The organism is Streptomyces sp. NPDC006326 (genome assembly GCF_040612915.1).
In the GTDB taxonomy this organism is placed as follows: Bacteria; Actinomycetota; Actinomycetes; order Streptomycetales; family Streptomycetaceae; genus Streptomyces.
The window spans coordinates 54,724-70,804 of the sequence record NZ_JBEXRC010000003.1; the positions used below are offsets into that span (position 1 = coordinate 54,724).

A 16,081-nucleotide genomic window follows, 5' to 3' on the forward strand; every position below is an offset into this window, starting at 1 on the left:
CGCTCTCGGCGGGACGTCCCGTACGCGTCGACTCGCCACCAAGAGGGTCAGTTTTGGTGAAGGCTTGCCAGCAGGTCACGCAGACGCGCCATGGCGTGTTCCGCGTCGGCGATCTCCTCGTTCGTGGGCGTGAGGGTGTTGCCGTGGGAAGCGTTGTCGTCGGGGTGCCACCGCATGGCGGGGGCGAGGGCGGCGGCGCACTGACCCAGAAACCAGTTCATCGGCGCGGGGCTCGTCGCGGTGGCTACGGCCAAGGCGGCAAGAGCTTCCCGTAGACGGTTCAGCCGACCGGTGAGCGGTGCGGCCGCCTGGTCCTGCGCCGGGTCGTTCAGCCAGTCCAGCTGAGCCAGCAGCTGCTTGGCGGTGGCCGCATCGGCATCGGTGGCCTTCCAGGTGCCTGTCTGGAGCCAATCTTCGGCCTGGATGACCGCCGCTTCGGTCGCCGCGCGCAAGCTCATGCGCACAGCGTACGGACGGGTGTGCTTTTGCGGGAGCACTACTGCGTTGCCCCGACGCCTCGGGGTAGCCCATCAGAGGAGTTCGCCGGGATCGAAGCGACGCCGCAGGCGCCGACGTCCGGCACGGGCCGTCGGCCGCTTGCGCCATAGCGGCGCGTCCCGGAAGTGGTGTGCTCCTTGATCATGGGGTGCGACGCTTGCTGCGGGCGAGTGGACGGACAGCGAAAGAGGCTTGTGAGGATATGGACGACGTGAACGCTCTGGCCGTGCCCGAGACAGTGGAGAGTCCCGCTCCGCGTGCCCAGCCCAGCGGCGGCCTGGCGCGCTGGATGTTGCGGCACCAAGTACAGCCGGTGGGGCCTGCGGCGGGTGAGGCGCATGCCGAGCCGCATGCCTGGTGGAAGGTGATGTGCCTGACCGGCGTGGACTACTTCTCCAGCCTGGCCTACGTGCCGGCGATCGCCGCGCTGGCGGCCGGAGCCGTCTCCCCTCTGGCGACCCTGCTGATCGTGGCGCTGACCCTGGTGGGCATGCTGCCGATGTACCGGCGCGTGGCGAAGGAGAGCCCACACGGGGCCGGGTCAGTGGCGATGCTGGAAGACCTGCTGCCGTTTTGGCGGGGTAAACTTTTTGTGCTGATCCTGCTTGGTTTCGTCGCCACCTCGTGGATCATCACCATCACCCTCTCCACCGCGGACGCCTCGGTCCATGTGGTGGAGAACCCCTTCTTCCCCGCCGCTCTGCACGGCCATGAGGTCGCCCTCACGGTGGCCTTGCTGCTGATCCTCGGCGGGGTGTTCCTCCTTGGGTTCAGCGAAGCCGTCAAGGTGGCCATCCCTTTGGTGGCCGTGTTTCTGGCGTTCAACGCCGTCACGATCATCGTCGCCCTGATCGACGTGTTCAGCACCCCGGCCGCCGTGTCCGCCTGGACGGACGCCCTCGCAGAAGGTGGCGGCGGCTTCGGTGACCTCGCAGGCCCCGCAGTGCTCGCCTTCCCGCTTCTCGTCCTGGGCCTGTCGGGCTTTGAGACCGGGGTGAGCATGATGCCCCTGGTGGCCGCCGACGGCACGGACGCCGAACAGCGCCTGCGCTCCCGCATCCGCAACACCCGCAGGCTCCTCACCGTCGCCGCGCTCATCATGAGCGTCTATCTGCTCGCCGCCAGCTTCGTGACCACCGTCCTCATCCCCCACGAGCAGTTCGAGCCCGGCGGCGCTGCCAACGGCCGCGCACTGGCCTGGCTCGCTCACGAGCACGTCGGGGAAGCGTTCGGCACCGCCTACGACATCAGCACCATCCTCATCCTGTGGTTCGCCGGTGCCTCCGCCATGGCCGGACTGATCAACATCGTGCCTCGCTACCTGCCCGGCTACGGCATGGCCCCCGAATGGGGACGCGCCGTGCGCCCGGTCGTCATCGTCTACACCGCCCTGTGCATCGTCATCACCATCGCCTTCAATGCCGACGTCGACAGGCAGGCCGGCGCCTACGCCACCGGCATCCTGGCCATGATGGTCTCCGGCGCGTTCGCCGTAACCGTCTCCGTCGTACGCCGCCGCCGGCGCGCCGCCGCGACCGGCTTCGCCGTCCTGACCGCGATCCTGCTCTACGCGCTGGTCACCAACATCATCGACAAGCCCGACGGCATCGCCATCTCCGGCATGTTCATCCTCGGCATCATCGCCGTCTCCCTCGTCTCGCGCGTCTCGCGCACCACCGAGCTGCGCGCCGACCGCATCGTCTTCGACCCTGCCGCCCGCCGCTTCCTCACCGACACCCTCGCGCACGACGGATCCATCAACATCATCACCAACCGCCGTCAGGCCGGCGACGAAGCCGAGTACTCGGGCAAGGAACAGGAGCAGCGCGGCACCAACCCCGTACCCGGCCAGGCCGACGTGCTGTTCCTGGAGATCGATGTGGTCGACCCCTCCGACTTCAGCGACACCCTCACTGTCCGCGGGGTCGAAGTCGACGGATACCGGATCCTTCGAGCGGAAGCGCCGGCCGCCCCCAACGCGATCGCGGCCATCCTCCTCGCCCTGCGCAACGCCACCGGCGTCAGGCCGCACTGTTACTTCGCCTGGGCCGAAGGGAGCCCATTGGTGCACATGTTCCGCTACTTCCTCCTCGGCCGGGGCGATACCGCTCCCGTCACCCGCGAGATCATCCGCAGTCACGAACCCGACCCCGAACGTCGCCCCGGCATCCACGTGGGCGGCTGACAGATCGCCGACTCCAATCGGTGACAACGGTGATCTTCCGAAAGGGAGGAGATGCGCGTCCTGACCAGCCCACCGTTTCGAACCCCACCGCCGCGTGCCGCGGCTAAGTGCGTCCGCCAGTAGGTGAGGCAGCTGGCCGCTATCGGCGGCGGTCCTACCGCGTGTGCACCTCGTTGGTGGCCTGGATCTGCCGCCAGGATCGAGGCTCCGTCAGGCGGTGGCCGGCGGACCGGAGAGCCGGGGCATCGGGCTCGGGCTTGGTGGCAGTGAACAGCCGAGTGTGCAGCAGCGCGCTGAGCGGCTTGCCCGAGATCCGCAGAGGTCGAACCGGCTGATCGCGAGAGTGGCGAGGTGGCTGGCCTGGAGCGGCGGTGCTGCACGGCTGCACGATCGAGGAGGGCGTGCTGGTCGGGGTGCGCGCCCTGGGCTCAACGGCGGGCGGTTGGGCGCTGGTTCGCTGAAGCGACCGGCGCGGTGGTGCCGCAGGGCATGCAGATCCCGCCCGGTTCGCTGGGGCGGGCGTCCCGGCCAAGGTCAGGTGCGAGCTGACGCAGGCGGGAGCGCCCGGGCATCAAAGCCAACTGCGATATCTACTGTTCGCCCAGGCGCACTCGGAGCTGTTCGAGGAGGGCGGCGAAGCGGATCTCGCGAGCGGACTCTTTGTGGGTCAGTGCCAGTAGGAGGGCGAAGACGATCCGGAGCCGTTCCAGGAGATGATCAGGAGAATGACGATGATCGCCAACGGGATGGCGACGAGCAGGGCGCACCCGATGGCACCGGGCAGGTTCTCCTTGCGAAGGCGCTGATCGAGCAGCTTGGCTTCGGGGGTGTCGTTCCGCCAGTGCGGCTGGAGCTTCGCGGTGCCGTCGGCGATCGCCCCGGCCACCCGGGCGACGTCCGCGGGGTGGTACATGCGCCATGTGAGCGGGCCCCAAGTGGAGGTCGATACACGATGGTTGTTGCGGACTCCGTTGGCCTTTGCGGTGGCGTCCAGACAGGTCGGCCGGATGGTCGGCCAGGCTCGGGCCAGCTGCCTCTCGGACAACCAGGCGACGTGCTCCGGTTCGGCTGCTGCCACGGGCACACCTACTCTCGGCTCGCAAGCAGTCTCTCTCCGCGCCGGCCGGATAGGCAACACCAGGGCGCAGATCTCACTGCTCGTCAGCGCGGTAGGACGGCTACAGGCGTTCCCACAGCTGGCGAACGTGTTCCTCCGCTCGGTGCACCACGGATTGCTCGGCCGAGACGGCCTGGGCGGCAGGTCGCTCCCGTACGCCTTCACCGACGGTCCGCTGGGGCAGCGCGCCGGCGGGTGGGGTGCGGCGCCAGGGGCTTCGTGCGCTGCTGGCGCCGTGCAGGCGCCGTGCGCGGAGTGGGGAAGTCACCCACCAGCGGGTGAGCAGAATGCCGCCGACGACGGCGGCGGCGAGGAGGGCGTGCGCGTCGCGGTGGCCCATGGCAGTCTCCTCAAGACGAAATCTTTCTACCCCTACGGTTACCTCGGGGTTGCTCTGTACATCGCGGCCGGGGTCCCGTCCCTTCCGCTCGCACCGTGCGCGTGGCTCCGGGGCAGGCAGATCCCCGGAGCCACGGCCATGCCCGCCTGGATGTCACTGCCCGGGCGGCCGCTGTGTGCCAGGCGCGGGAGTATGGCGTACTTCGTCGGCGGTGTCGCGGCTGACCTGGCGCAGTTCGTCGGCGGTCTCCTGGCCGGCGCTCTGCGCATGATCGGTGGTGGTGGCGACGGCTTCCTGAGCCGTGCTTTTCACCGATTCAACGGCTTGGGCGGCCGGCTCCTTGAGTTCCTCGCGGACCTCCTGGGCGGCCTGCATGGCCGTCTGCTTGACGGGCTCGAGGAGCTCATCGGAGTGTTCCCGCAGCTGCGCCCCCGCACGCTCCTCGGCCTCCGTGGTCGGCAGGAGGGCGGCTGCGAGCATGCCGGCGCCGAAAGCGATCAGTCCGGCGGCCAGCGGGCTGCCCTGGGTCTGCCGCTTGATCTGCGTGGGGGCCTGCTGGACGGTCTCCTGCACGGTGCCGCCGACATCCTTGGCCGTGTCGGTCACGCTGTCCGCCGCCTGGTGCAGGCGTCCCGAGGTGCCCTGCGCGGCGTCCTGTGCCGAGCCCATCACGCGCTCCTTCACTCCGCTGGCCCGGTGGCGCATCGAGTCGACCTTGCGCCGGGCCACCTTGCGGGGGGTCATCCTGTCCGCCAGGAGGTCTACGTTGCGCGCCAGGTGCTCGCGCCGGTACTCCACGTCGGTCCTCAGCTCGTCGGGTGTCGTGCCCATCGGGCGTCCTCCTTCAAGGTCTCCACGGTCTGTTCCGGCTTGAGGTTGACGGCCCGCAGGCGCTTGCGACCCGTCACGTACAGCACCGCCCCGACCACCGCCCACAGGGCTGTGACGATCAGAGCGGCCCAGGCAGGGTCCATCACGTTGGCGAGGGCGAAGACGACGGTGAGGCTGGCGAACAGCAGCACCACATGCCCGGCGTAACCGGCACCCCCCAGCATGCCGACCGCCTTGCCGGCCTTGGCGGACTCCTGCTTGATCTCGGCCTTCGCCAGCTCGATCTCATCCCGGACCAGCTGAGACAGATCCTGGCCGATCTCGCCGATGAGATCTCCGATCGACGGGTCGGAAGCCGCCGGCGGTGGCGCGACGGGCACCGCAGGTCCTTCGTGAGAGGAGAGGGCCATGCTCAGATCCCTTCCCCGGGCCGGGGTGAGCCACCGTGCGCGGTTGGCCTCGCGGGCGGGTAGACCGGCGGGGCCGGTGCCACGGGCGGGGTCCGGGACTGGTCATAGGGGCCGAGGGGGTCCTCATGACCTGCCGGAAGGCCGCTCCGGTCGGGACTGGCAAGCGGTGGCGCACCCGCCGTGCCCATGGCAGCACGCGGGTCTGCCGCAGCCGTGCTGCCGCGGTCACCGGAAACATCAGAGCCGGTATCGGACGAAGCGGCCGCGCTGACGCCCTTGCCGGCGCGAGCGACCACGAAACCGGCCAGAGCGGCACCCGCCAGGAAGACCCCGGGGCGGCGGCGGGCGAAGTTCTGCAGGTCGCTGACCAGCCCGTCGGGACCGCGCTTCTCCATGTGGGCGGCCACCTGGTGGCCGCTGTCGGCTATCTGACGGGCCACGCCCGCCATGGTGGAATCCGGCTTGCCGTTCTCACCCAGCTCACGCAGCTCTTGCGAAAGCCGACGCACGTTCTCCGCCAGCCGCTGTGTCTGGGTCTCGGCCTGCCCGGTCAGCTGCGTGCGCAGCTCCCCCACGAGATCCCGGGCCTGCGTGGTGGCCTCACCGACCACGTTGGCCGCCTGCTCCTTGGCCGTACCACCCACCTCGGCGGCCTTGCCGCCGACCAGCGCAGCGCTCTCGCCCGCCTTGTCCTGAACGGTGTGCGCTACCGCCGTCGCCTCGCCCTCGTCATGGCGGCTCGAATCCTGGAAGTCACTCAAGGCTCCTCCTGGTCAATCGATCGGATAACCGTTCCGGAGACGCGCCTGCCCACCTTTCGAGCAGCCACCCCTTAAGGACGGCAGCTGTGCCCGGGAAACAAATGGGGTCCTCGACGTGGGCGCTCTCCAGTCGCGGCCCGTACGAAAGGCTCCCGGCCAATGCGCGGAACGGCGCCCGCACGCTCACGTACGCGTACGCGGATGGCCGACCGCCTCGTGCGGGTACTGCGGCGCCTCGGGTGCAGGCGACAGCTCCTCCGTGCAGTGCGCGCAACGCCGTGCGAGCACGGGAACGGGGCTCAGGCACGCCGGACAGTCCTTCTTGTCCGCCTGCACATCCTGGTGCGGGGCGAACCGCTCGTGCAGCCTGTTGACCGGCAGGACGACGAGGAAGTAGAGCGCGGAGGCGATCAGCGCGAAGCTGATGGCCGCGTCGATGAAGGCGCCGTACGGGAACTCGGTTCCGGCGATCTTGAACGTCCGGGTGGTGAAATTGCCCCTCACCCCTGCGGCCAGGCCCACGAGCGGGGTGAGGAATGCCTTCACGAAACCGTTGACGACGGCGGTGAACGCGGCGCCGATCACGATGCCGACCGCCAGATCGACCACGTTCCCCCGCAGGATGAATCCTCGGAAGCCCTTCAAGCCCTTCACCAACATCACGCGTACTCCTCCTGGTCTCTGCTCCCGTCGAGGCGGAAAGCGGTCGGTGCGCACGAAGCCGCGCCTTCCCGCCCCACGCCGTCTCACCCGACACCCGAGGAGACTGCTTCTGCCGGAGCCGTTCACGACTGGAGCGCGCACCGCCTCACCTCTACCCGGGCAGGCCGGTGCGGCGTATCGATTCTGTGTGGGGGTGGTCGCTTCGACCCAACTCTCGCGCCCGGTGACGGAGGCGTTCTCGGGCAGCACGACTTATCTGTTACGTCGTATTACATCGGGCGGAGGGCCATGGCTCAGTAGACGAGGAGGAACCGAGACCAGTGGAGCGAGCTCGACGGCGCGAGGAGGGCTCCCCGCAGGAGCGCTGCTGGCTGGCGCGCCTCCCGGCTTACGGGCACGCTGCCGACACGGCCGATGGCGCCGACCAGGACCACGGCAGCGATCACGCAAAGCTGCCTCGAAGCCGCAAGGGATCCGGAGGACCGTGGATCACACGTACCCGAAGCGTGACGCATCCCCTCGGTCCAGCTCCGCTTTTGTTTGAATAAGCCGGCCCCCGGCGACGCGGCGCCGTACCGCTCGCCAGATATACATCCTGCCGACGGGGCATGCGGCTCCTCGGAGGTGGTTCATGTGCCCCAGTGGCGCGCGACGTTGAGAGACGTGGGGGCGCAGGCTCTGGAGACACTCAGGTATCTGCGGCGTGCAGGGCGGTCTGCGGGAAACGAACGTGATGACCTGCTGTTGATCGCGAAGAGCGGGGTCGCGGCGATGGCGGCATGGATGCTGGCCCACCACTTCCTCACGCCAGCGGTGGTCACCTTCGCTCCGTTCACCGCTCTGGTTGTACTCCAGACGACGCTGTACCGCTCCGTGCGCGACTGTGTCCAATACCTGCTGGCGATGACGGCCGGAGCTGTACTCGCGGCCGCGCTGGCAGCCACCGCAGGGCTTCACAGCTGGAGCTTCGGACTGCTTACTCTCGTTGCCCTGGCGCTCGGGCGCGTCAGGCGTCTCGGCGAGCACGGGACTCAGATTGCGATCGTCGGCATCTTCGCCTTCTCCTCCGGGCATGGCAGGATCGACTACATCGGCTATCTGGCCGTCTCCGTCGCCATCGGCGCGCTGTGCGGCCTCTTCACCCATGTCCTGCTCGCCCCGGCGCGGCATGTCCGTCACCGGCAGGAAGCGGTCGCTGAGCTCTACACCGGCATCCAGCGCCGCATCGATGACCTGGCCGACGCCTTCGGGGCGCGTAGCCCGGACGCCGATCAGGTGAAGCAGTGGCGGCGGGAGCTGCGGCAGTGGGTCGCGGAGGCGGACCGCATCGAGCGTTCTATTGACACGGAGACGGAGAACAGCCGCCTCAATCCCCGCCGGAGTTTTGACGGCGCCGAACAAGCCCTTCCCCGGGCCCGCAAAGCCGTCACAGCGGCCCAAAGGTGTCTGGGCCACCTCGGCTCGGTCACCCGCGCCCTCGGTCACGCTGTCGACAGTGGGCAATTGGAAGCCGTACCCGCCCCCTTCCGCTCCAGCTACGCTTCCTTGCTCCGCACCATGGCCGCCGCCATGGAGCACATCGGCCAGACTGGGCGCACCGAACCAGACAAGCTCGATGCGGCGCTCGATGACGCAGCCGCTGAGCTCGACCGTGCCCAACAACAGACTCTGACCACCACCCCAGAATCCGAGCCGGCTGTCGTGACCTTGCAGGGCACGCTCCTCACCGACGCCGCGCGTCTTATGGCGGAACTCCGCGAAGGTCACGAAGAGCTGAGCCCGACAGGCTGAACGCTTGTGTGACGTAACTGGTGTGCGACTGCGGCCGACTCCGAATCTGTCTACCTCGTGGTGGCGATGTCGTGCCGCATGACCGCCTTGAGGCGCTCTCGGAGCTCGCCGATCTCTGCTTTCAAGCTCCCGACGGCCAATTCGTCCCGAGGGTCTGCGGTCTCCACGTAGCGCCGGCTGTCCCGCAACGCGCGGAGGACAGCGTCCGTGGCATCCGAAACCGGGGCGGGTGCAAGGACGTTGATCCGGTGCCGCACCGCCCCCAGCTCATGTGCGGTGAAGGCCGTCTGCACGGCGGCTGGGCGTTCGTGCGCCGACGTGGTGCTAAGCACGGTGAGGAGTGCCTGTCCGGTGTTCTCCAGCGCCGAGAGGTACTCCGTGTAGAGGGCAACGCGCTGCTCCCTCGTCCGGGCTCGTTCCTCGCGTTGCCAGCGCCGTTGGTCGTTCATGGCTGATGCGCCGTCGCCCAGCAGAACCCCCAGGAGGGCGAACAGTGGCGCTAACCAAGTCATGGCCCTTGGGTACCCCACGCTGAGCGGCGGAACGCATCAGTCGGACGGCAATTGGGGACCTCTGCCCGAGGGTCAGCATTCGAGAGCGACTTAGGGGAGGCAGCAGCCAGCAACGAGGTTCAGCGGGCGCGGCCATGTCGTTGGGGAAGAGGAACCGGGAGCCGGGGGAGGGGAGGCGAGCGCCGCGAGGTAGAAGAATGCGGCGAGGTGGAGTGGACCGCGATGGAGGTCAGTTGGGCGAGGAGGGCCTGAGGCACCCCCGGCGAAAGTCGGATTGACCAAGCGGGCCTGTTCGCGTCGTCACCGCCGAAGACGGTCCATCGGTCGCCAACCGCATGCGGTTGGTGCTCGAAGGTGAGACTGCGGTCCGGGGCCTGCCAGGTCGTACGGGCAGGGTGGCTCGCGGCTGCCCATCCGGCCTCGTGCAGAGGAACGTGCGGCTCGGCTGGTTCCGCCGAGAGCGGGTCGTCGAGGTGGTCGGTGATCGCCCGGATGAATGGGACGGGGGTCCCGGCGGTGATGGTGGCTCGCCAGAGCCTCTCGCCGACGGGTCCGTCGTACTCGGCGATCGTCCAGGCTGTGTCGGTCCGGTGACGGGCCTCGTGGTCGAATTCTGCCCGTACGGTGAGGCTCTCGTGTGAGGCGATGGTCGTCTCGTCGCTCCAGGTACGGTATTTGGACCACTGCGGCTTGGAGTCGAAGAGGTGGTCGAGGAACTCCTCGTGCTCCCCGGGACCGGCAGTCATCGGCGGGGTCGCCAGGGCTGTGGGTGCCATCGGTGTCGCCCTGCCGCAGAGGGCCTGGTGGACGCTCTGTTCGAGTTCGGTTGGCGGGGCGGGGCCCCGGCGCACAGCCACGTTGTACTGGTTGTGAAAGTCCGCGAGGGCCTCCGCTTCGTCCTCGAACGTCAGGGATACCTGCCGGAGGTGGTCTTCGCCGTGCAGGTGAACATGGCGCCGTACGCCGGTGGCGTACGTTCCCACCGCGACGGTGGTGTGGCCGTCGTTCGCATGGAGGTGGATGGTCAGCCGACCGGTTGCGATGTCGTCGTGGATGCGCTGGGCATCGGCGCTGACCTGCCGGATCTCTTCACGGGAGCACCACGGCATGGGGTAGTCGGCCCACGTCCACTCGGTGTCGATCTCCTCCTGGAGCGCCGGAGCGATGTCCACAGTGAAGCCGTATGCGGCCAGCTCGTTGGCTGCCTGGGCGGCGTAGTAAGGCTCCTCTCGGTCTATCCGGGCAAGCACCATCGTGTCCGGTCCGGTGCTGCGGAAGCCGAGGTCGTGCAGGTGTGAGCGGGCGGCGTCGCCCGTGGGGCCGGAGGGCGTGGCGAGAACGCCGGGATGGTGGTCGGGGTGAAGGGTGAAGGTGACGTGGGCGTCGGCGGGGGCGTACGGCATGCGGGGCCTTCGTGTGGAGTGGGAGGTGGTAGGAGGTCGGGGAGTGCGAGAGGGCCTTACCGGGCGGGTCGTGCAGGGTGGCGCACGGCTGGGCCGGCCCGTGCGGCCGGTTGGTAGAGCGGTGAGGTCTGGACGGTCCCGGGAGCAGCGGCGCGTGCTCCTGAGCCTGGGTTTCCAACGGCCTGGTGCCAGCGGGCCCGGACGGAGGACAGTACGGCGAGCGCCCGCCGGCTGCCGGTGGCCAGCTGATGGACCGTGGTGGCTTCGTCCGCGGTGAGAGCTTCGATCCGGGCGGCGACATCCTCGGCTTGGCGCAGGAGCGCGCGCTGGAGGATCTTCTGCCCCCAGTGCTCGGGTGCCCCCGCGGGGTGGGAGACCGCGTCGAGGACCTCGGCAGGACCGAACCCGTCGTGGAGGAGACCCCGCTGCTGTGCGTCCCACAGCACGGTTATCGGGTCCACGGGTGCACCACGGCGGGCCAGGCCGGCGAGGCAGGCGAAGAGGGCGGCGTGTATCGGAGTGGTGAGGTCGGTCTCGTGCAGCCACCGCATCCGAGTCAGGGCCTCGGGGTGGGCGGTGGCCGCGGCCAGCAGCATCCGCTCCTCGTCCCCCGCCTCGACTGATGTCTGGGCCGCTGCTGTGGGCGCAGCCGGGGTCCGGGGTATTGAGCCGGGGTGGGAAGGGAAGGCGATTGCCAATTCGTCGAGGTAGACGGCGAGCTGGTCGGCCCGGGTGAGGACCGTGCGGGCCGGATCGGGCCCCGGCGTGCGGGCGGCCTGGGCGAGGAGACCGGCATGCCGGCGCAGAACGCGGCGGGCGTGCCCGGAACGGACCATCTGCGCGTAAGCAGGAGCGTGGGCGTCGGTGGGGCAGACGCTGATGAGGGTGTGCAGGTAGGAGGCCGTCAGGGCTCGGGCCTGGGGCTGGGCCATGTCGAGGAGCTGGTTCGGCCACACGGGGCTGGTGCGGTGGACCTCGGGCGCGGGCGGGGACACCGTGCGCATCGCCGCGAACAGGGCGCTGTGCGCGGTGTTCGCGAAGTGCTCGGGCTCGAGCGGCCCGATGGTCTTGAGCCGCTCGGGCGCCAGGAGCAGGGCACCCAGCAGGGCCTGTTCGGCATAGTGGACCACCGGCGGCGGCGCCGGGTACTGCAGGACATCCTCGTCGGCTTCGGTACGGGTGGCGTCGGACATCATGCCGCCAGGACGAAGTCGTCTCGGCTGAGGACGCGTTCGACGTGCGGTGCGATCAAGTGGGCAGCGAGCAACGGGGGAACGGCGTTCCCGATCTGGGAGAAGCGCTGCCCTTTGTTGCCCTGCCAGGGGTATGCAGGCGGGAAGGACTGCAGGATCCCGGCCTCCTCGGCGGTAATACGGATCGCCGGCGGCGCCGTCTCCGTGGGGCCTGTGGTGGTCCAGACGCATTCGTTGGCGCGGTTGCCGAAGAACAGGGTGGCGGCCGGTTCGGTCACAGACCGGATGGCCGCGTTGGCCTGGCTGTTGCTGCGCAGGACCCAGTCCCGTCCGCCCCCGCACCGCGGTGTCCGCGGAGATTCCTCCGTGCAGTTGCACGGAAGCTCGGCTTTGGGGTTCCGGTCGCGGAGCGGGGGGTTCTTCCACGCGCCGCGGTCGCGTGCGTCGGTGAGGGTCTTGCGGGAGCCTGAGGGGAAAGGCTCCGGTCCGCCCCCGGGACCGCCGCCGGCGCACACGGTGGGGACGGGCCCGTCGGTGCGTCCCCAGCCGAGGGCCTCGGCCATGGACACCCACGTCCGGCGGCCGGGCCCGAAGAAGGTCTCCGGCTCGCTGAACTTGGCGTGGGTCGGCTCGGGAGGGGCTGCTGTACGGATACGGGAGGCGATCAGGATCGCCCGCCGCCTGGTCTGCGGCACGCCGTAGTCGGCGGCGTTGAGGATGCCACTCCAGGTCGAGAACCCCCAGGAGCGGAGCACGGCGGCGTACTGCTTCCACAGGGGCGCGACATCGGGGACCTCCTCCATCAGGACCCATTCCGGCTCGCCCGCCTGGTGCAGGGCGTGGAGGTAGCGCATCGGCTCGGCGGCCAGCAGCGACCGCTGGTCCTGGCAGGCGGTGAGCAGCTGTTCGCGGGTGTCCCGTCCGGCGGCCAGGTCCGCCACGGCCTGGTGGACGAGCGGCTGGTCGATCAGGCCGAGCCGCTTGCCGGCCATGCTCCACGCCTGGCAGGGCGGGCTCGCTATCAGCCCGCGAGTCCGGCCCACGAAGGGCCGAACGGGGTAGAGCGCGACGTCGGTGCGGATGGTGGTCTGCCTGGCTGCCGCGCGGGTCCTGCAGGCCCATTCGTCCCACTCCAGCCCGACGTCGCGTACGCCCAGGACGTGCAGGGCGTGTCCCCAGCCGCCCGGGCCGGCGAAAAGGTCCACGATGAGGTCGTTCATACGGCCAGCCCGAAGTCGTCGCGGACCGGCTCGGGCTGTTCGCCCCGGCAGGCCCACGGCGAGCAGCCGTCCACGACCCCGGCTTCGAGGTCCTCGGTATCGGGTGCGCCGGTCTCCTGCTGGAGGGCAGCCCATTCCGCGGCGGTGACATGGTCGATCGGCGCGTCGGAGAGCGGCACCCGGGAGCGGTGCAGATAAGCGTGGCCGAGCAGCGGGTGTCCGGTGGCGTTCGCGCGGGCATTGCCCTGACGGATGGCTGCATCGAATTCGACCACATCGGCCCACTCGCTGGGGGATGTGTCTCTGATATTCCGCCATTGCGCATTTCCATGAAATGGACATCCGAGGCAGCTCGACTTGGGAGTGTCAGCCAACCCGAGGCGCTCCAGGTAGCGGACGCAGTCCGCGCGTGACCAGCCGATGTCGATCAGCGGGTGTGCGTTGTGCATGTACTGGACGCCGGAGTCCCTGGCCCGATGGAATTCGTCCGTGCTGATGCCTACCCACTGCTCGACGAAAACGCCCTTCGGAACCCTCGACGGATAGGGATATCCGAGTATTTCACGGACTTTCTTCTTGATCGGCCTTATTTTATATTCCCCGGTGCATTGCCGCCGGGTCATGCCTTGTTTTCCGTCCTGATTCAGGATGTAAAGGGGCATGGACGCGAATCGGTGATTCGGGTCCAGGGCGTCGTTGCGGATGTTCCCTGACGACACGCGGAGGATGGGTATTCCGGCCGGAGCGGCGATTTCCCGTTCGAGGCGGTCGAGGTGCTCGTACACCTTCTTCGGCTCCCAGCCGGTGTCGGCGAAGACCGCGATGTCGATCTTGGGGAGTGTGCCATCCGCGGACAGGCAGAGCAGGGCTGAGCTTTGGACGCCAGCCCCGAGCGAAAGTGCGCGCAGGGCCGGACGGATCGCGGTGTCCTGAGCGGCGGGGGCCGGCCGGTGGGGTGTGGTGGAGGTCGTGGCGGTGATGGTGGGTCCTTGCAGGTGGTGCCGCCCTGGGGCAGGGCGTCGTTCATGGGCGGGCAGGCGGATGGTCCCGATCAGCGGCTTCCGGGCCCGTCGTGGTGGTCACCAGGGGCATGGCGGCTGCGGCTGCGGACGCAGGGGCGGGGAGGCTCTGCAGGGTGCCGGGGCTTCGGGAGCAGCAGAGTCCGGGCGAGGTTGCGGCACCCGGGTGTCACGGTTCGAGGCGAGGTGCGTGGCTCAGATCCGTGACCGGCCCGGCACTGCGGCAGCCGGGGCTGGGAGGGGGAGGGCCGGCAACGGTGCCGGGGATGCGGCCGCCGGCTCGAAGGCCGGGGCCAGCTGGTGCAGTTCGCTGGACAAGTGCTGGGCGAGCGCCTGACTGGTGACAAGCCGGGCAGTCACCGTGTCCGGCAGCTGTTGCCAGCGGGCCTGGTGGCGGGCCCGCTCGATGAGTGCGGCAGCGGCCTCCAGCTGGGTGGCGACCTGGTCGAGCACGAGGTTCTGGTCGGCGTCGTGCCCGGCGGCCTGGAGCAGCTCGTCCAGCGCGCCGGGAATTGGCGGGCGTTCGAGCGGAAGTCCATACAGTTGGGCGTGGAGGAAGTTGGCGAGGCCGAGCACGGATCCGCCGGAGGAGCGGCTTCCGTAGCGGGCTTCCGCGCCGCGCAGCAGGCCGAAGCTGACGGTCACGACGTGGGGCGGGGCCGGCGGGTTGGTGGAGATACGGGACGCGAGGGCGCGGGCGATGTCGGCCGGAGTGGGTGTGCCGGTCTTCTCGTTCGGGGACGTGGGATCTCCTGCAGGGGTGGGGAGCAAGCGAGCGCGGGCCTCGGCCCTGGGCGACCGAGAGCGTCAGCGGCTGCGCTGCGGGCTGGGCTGGGAGGGCAGGGCGGCGAGGGCGTGCACGATGTGCGGGCCGAGGGCTGAGCCGTGCATGGGGGTGATCCGGGCTGAGTACCGGGCGAGGTAGGGAACGTCGGCGAAGGTGCGTTCCACCGGATCGGTGCTGGCCAGGTGCGTGAGGAACTGCCGCACGAGGATGTCGGGCACGTCCCCCTCGAACGAGGCGAACCAGTGGGTGTCGAAACCGTCGTGCACCGAGGACTCCACGAGCCAGGGCTGCTCAGTGTCCGGCCGGTGGTGCAGGGTGCAGTGGCCGTCCGCGGAGGTGACCGATGGCCCGTCCGCCGTCCAGCCGTTGATCGAGGTGATCTCGGCTATGGAGCGGGTCTCCAGCGGGATTTGCTCGGAGTGTCGGGTGTCTCCGAGGAGCTGGGGCAAGGACTGGGTGACGGCGGCAAGTGCTTCCAGGGGTGTCTGCCGACCGGCGGTGATCTTCCAGTACGGCTCGTGGTGGCTGATCGTCCACCACGGCTCGTCGAAGCCACTCGGGGTGAAGTCGACGAACGTGGAGCCGTCGGGGCAGTCCACGGTGACCCGCCCGCTGGCGGGGCGATGGTTGTGCGTCCAATCGAACAGGTGGATAAGCGGTCCGAGGACGTCGGCGATGCGGTCGCCCCTGCCCGCCAGGTGACGCGGGGAGACCAGGACGCGGTCCTGCTCGTCGGGCTGCTTCACGGCGTCACCTCGTGCGGGCGGTGCTGGAAGTGGATGCGGGGGACGGGGAGGCAGCCGCGGAGGCAGGGGCCTGGCCGGTCTGGCGCTGTGCCGGGGCGCTGTGGAGTTCGATGCCTCCGGCGATGTAGTGGCAGGAGATCGAGGCCAGTTCGATCTGGTGGGCAGCGTCGTGCAGGTGCTCTTCCATGCGGGGTAGGGCTTGGTCGCAGACGGCCTTCCATACGGTGTTGTCGGCCGGGTTCGGGACGTTGCCCTGGGTCTTGCCGGGGTGGGCGTTCTCGCCGATGGCGAAGCCGAGTTCCGCGGCGGCGTCCGTGACTGAGGCGAGTGCCGAGGCCAGCGTGTTGAGGGACTGCCGCGATCCCGTGTTGTTGGTGAACGCGGTGCTGGTGCTCATGGCGGTCAGCTCGTCCATCAGCGTTTCGGCGAGGCTGAATGTGGAGCGCAGGAGGGGGCCGAGCTGCAGCTGGGCGCCGAGGCCGGGTTCGAGCTTGGTGTCTCGGATACGGGCATGGTGCTGTTCGAGGGCGCGGGCCGCGGCCCGGAGCGTTTTGGCGTAGTCGAGGGGCGTGGGGTGGGCCAAGGCGGGCCTTCCTGGTGGGGCG

Annotated in this window: 18 protein-coding genes; 2 read left to right on the forward strand and 16 right to left on the reverse strand. The window is 69.3% G+C overall.

What is annotated here, in order from left to right; translation table 11 throughout:
• Window positions 1–47: 47 nt before the first annotated feature.
• On the reverse strand, window positions 48–458 hold the full coding sequence (locus ABZ128_RS03365; protein WP_356845777.1) for a hypothetical protein: 411 nt from the start codon (window positions 456–458) through the stop codon (window positions 48–50).
• A 266-nt stretch (window positions 459–724) separates the two neighbouring features.
• Here ABZ128_RS03365 and ABZ128_RS03370 point away from each other — a divergent pair, with 266 nt between their 5' ends.
• The gene (locus tag ABZ128_RS03370; protein ID WP_356845778.1) at window positions 725–2,683 is read left to right on the forward strand and encodes an amino acid transporter; all 1,959 of its coding nucleotides are present in this window, start codon (window positions 725–727) and stop codon (window positions 2,681–2,683) included.
• A 667-nt stretch (window positions 2,684–3,350) separates the two neighbouring features.
• Here ABZ128_RS03370 and ABZ128_RS03375 read toward each other — a convergent pair.
• From ABZ128_RS03375 to ABZ128_RS03405, 7 genes are all read right to left on the reverse strand, one after another.
• Window positions 3,351–3,761 carry a hypothetical protein gene (locus ABZ128_RS03375; protein ID WP_356845779.1) on the reverse strand — a complete coding sequence of 137 codons (411 nt, stop codon included), beginning with the start codon at window positions 3,759–3,761 and terminating at the stop codon, window positions 3,351–3,353.
• Window positions 3,762–3,861: 100 nt separating this feature from the next.
• The gene (locus ABZ128_RS03380; RefSeq protein ID WP_356845780.1) at window positions 3,862–4,140 is read right to left on the reverse strand and encodes a hypothetical protein; all 279 of its coding nucleotides are present in this window, start codon (window positions 4,138–4,140) and stop codon (window positions 3,862–3,864) included.
• 153 nt (window positions 4,141–4,293) lie between these two features.
• Window positions 4,294–4,971 carry a DUF3618 domain-containing protein gene (locus ABZ128_RS03385; protein WP_356845781.1) on the reverse strand — a complete coding sequence of 226 codons (678 nt, stop codon included), beginning with the start codon at window positions 4,969–4,971 and terminating at the stop codon, window positions 4,294–4,296.
• Window positions 4,947–5,381, reverse strand: a complete 435-nt coding sequence (locus ABZ128_RS03390) for a phage holin family protein (RefSeq protein WP_356845782.1) — start codon at window positions 5,379–5,381, stop codon at window positions 4,947–4,949. The genes ABZ128_RS03385 and ABZ128_RS03390 overlap by 25 nt, the downstream gene beginning before the upstream one ends.
• 2 nt (window positions 5,382–5,383) lie before the next feature.
• Complete coding sequence (locus tag ABZ128_RS03395; RefSeq protein ID WP_356845783.1) at window positions 5,384–6,142, reverse strand: hypothetical protein; 759 nt, start codon at window positions 6,140–6,142, stop codon at window positions 5,384–5,386.
• 183 nt (window positions 6,143–6,325) lie between these two features.
• Entirely contained in the window at window positions 6,326–6,802 is a 477-nt protein-coding gene (gene mscL / locus ABZ128_RS03400; RefSeq protein WP_356845973.1) for a large conductance mechanosensitive channel protein MscL, read from the reverse strand.
• 296 nt (window positions 6,803–7,098) lie between these two features.
• Window positions 7,099–7,251 (reverse strand): hypothetical protein, encoded by a 153-nt coding sequence (locus ABZ128_RS03405; protein ID WP_356845784.1) that lies wholly within the window; start codon window positions 7,249–7,251, stop codon window positions 7,099–7,101.
• 187 nt (window positions 7,252–7,438) lie between these two features.
• On the opposite strand from ABZ128_RS03405, the gene ABZ128_RS03410 reads away from it, so the two are divergent.
• Entirely contained in the window at window positions 7,439–8,596 is a 1,158-nt protein-coding gene (locus ABZ128_RS03410) for an aromatic acid exporter family protein (protein ID WP_356845785.1), read from the forward strand.
• Window positions 8,597–8,646: 50 nt separating this feature from the next.
• Here the strand turns inward: ABZ128_RS03410 and ABZ128_RS03415 are convergent, their stop codons facing one another.
• The 8 genes from ABZ128_RS03415 to ABZ128_RS03450 all read right to left on the reverse strand — a co-directional run bounded on the left by ABZ128_RS03415 (window position 8,647) and on the right by ABZ128_RS03450 (window position 16,059).
• Window positions 8,647–9,108 (reverse strand): hypothetical protein, encoded by a 462-nt coding sequence (locus ABZ128_RS03415; RefSeq protein WP_356845786.1) that lies wholly within the window; start codon window positions 9,106–9,108, stop codon window positions 8,647–8,649.
• Window positions 9,109–9,227: 119 nt separating this feature from the next.
• The gene (locus ABZ128_RS03420; protein WP_356845787.1) at window positions 9,228–10,511 is read right to left on the reverse strand and encodes a DUF317 domain-containing protein; all 1,284 of its coding nucleotides are present in this window, start codon (window positions 10,509–10,511) and stop codon (window positions 9,228–9,230) included.
• A 56-nt stretch (window positions 10,512–10,567) separates the two neighbouring features.
• Window positions 10,568–11,707, reverse strand: coding sequence for a DnaB-like helicase N-terminal domain-containing protein (locus ABZ128_RS03425; protein ID WP_356845788.1), 1,140 nt, complete (start codon window positions 11,705–11,707; stop codon window positions 10,568–10,570).
• Window positions 11,704–12,924: a DNA cytosine methyltransferase gene (locus ABZ128_RS03430; RefSeq protein ID WP_356845789.1), complete on the reverse strand. Its 1,221-nt coding sequence runs from the start codon at window positions 12,922–12,924 to the stop codon at window positions 11,704–11,706. Before ABZ128_RS03430 ends, ABZ128_RS03425 begins: the two co-directional genes overlap by 4 nt.
• Window positions 12,921–13,790 (reverse strand): hypothetical protein, encoded by an 870-nt coding sequence (locus ABZ128_RS03435; protein ID WP_356845974.1) that lies wholly within the window; start codon window positions 13,788–13,790, stop codon window positions 12,921–12,923. The genes ABZ128_RS03430 and ABZ128_RS03435 overlap by 4 nt, the downstream gene beginning before the upstream one ends.
• 348 nt (window positions 13,791–14,138) lie before the next feature.
• Window positions 14,139–14,714 (reverse strand): hypothetical protein, encoded by a 576-nt coding sequence (locus tag ABZ128_RS03440; protein ID WP_356845790.1) that lies wholly within the window; start codon window positions 14,712–14,714, stop codon window positions 14,139–14,141.
• Window positions 14,715–14,750: 36 nt separating this feature from the next.
• On the reverse strand, window positions 14,751–15,476 hold the full coding sequence (locus ABZ128_RS03445; protein ID WP_356845791.1) for a DUF317 domain-containing protein: 726 nt from the start codon (window positions 15,474–15,476) through the stop codon (window positions 14,751–14,753).
• 4 nt (window positions 15,477–15,480) lie between these two features.
• Window positions 15,481–16,059: a hypothetical protein gene (locus tag ABZ128_RS03450; RefSeq protein ID WP_356845792.1), complete on the reverse strand. Its 579-nt coding sequence runs from the start codon at window positions 16,057–16,059 to the stop codon at window positions 15,481–15,483.
• Between the last annotated feature and the right edge of the window lie 22 nt (window positions 16,060–16,081).

Bases quoted from the DNA above. Each gene is read 5' to 3' on its own strand.
- ABZ128_RS03365 (WP_356845777.1), bottom strand. From the start codon at position 458: ATGAGCTTGCGCGCGGCGACCGAAGCGGCGGTCATCCAGGCCGAAGAT.
- ABZ128_RS03380 (WP_356845780.1), bottom strand. From the start codon at position 4,140: ATGGGCCACCGCGACGCGCACGCCCTCCTCGCCGCCGCCGTCGTCGGC.
- ABZ128_RS03385 (WP_356845781.1), bottom strand. From the start codon at position 4,971: ATGGGCACGACACCCGACGAGCTGAGGACCGACGTGGAGTACCGGCGC.
- ABZ128_RS03390 (WP_356845782.1), bottom strand. From the start codon at position 5,381: ATGGCCCTCTCCTCTCACGAAGGACCTGCGGTGCCCGTCGCGCCACCG.
- mscL (WP_356845973.1), bottom strand. From the start codon at position 6,802: ATGTTGGTGAAGGGCTTGAAGGGCTTCCGAGGATTCATCCTGCGGGGG.
- ABZ128_RS03415 (WP_356845786.1), bottom strand. From the start codon at position 9,108: ATGACTTGGTTAGCGCCACTGTTCGCCCTCCTGGGGGTTCTGCTGGGC.
- ABZ128_RS03420 (WP_356845787.1), bottom strand. From the start codon at position 10,511: ATGCCGTACGCCCCCGCCGACGCCCACGTCACCTTCACCCTTCACCCC.
- ABZ128_RS03425 (WP_356845788.1), bottom strand. From the start codon at position 11,707: ATGATGTCCGACGCCACCCGTACCGAAGCCGACGAGGATGTCCTGCAG.
- ABZ128_RS03430 (WP_356845789.1), bottom strand. From the start codon at position 12,924: ATGAACGACCTCATCGTGGACCTTTTCGCCGGCCCGGGCGGCTGGGGA.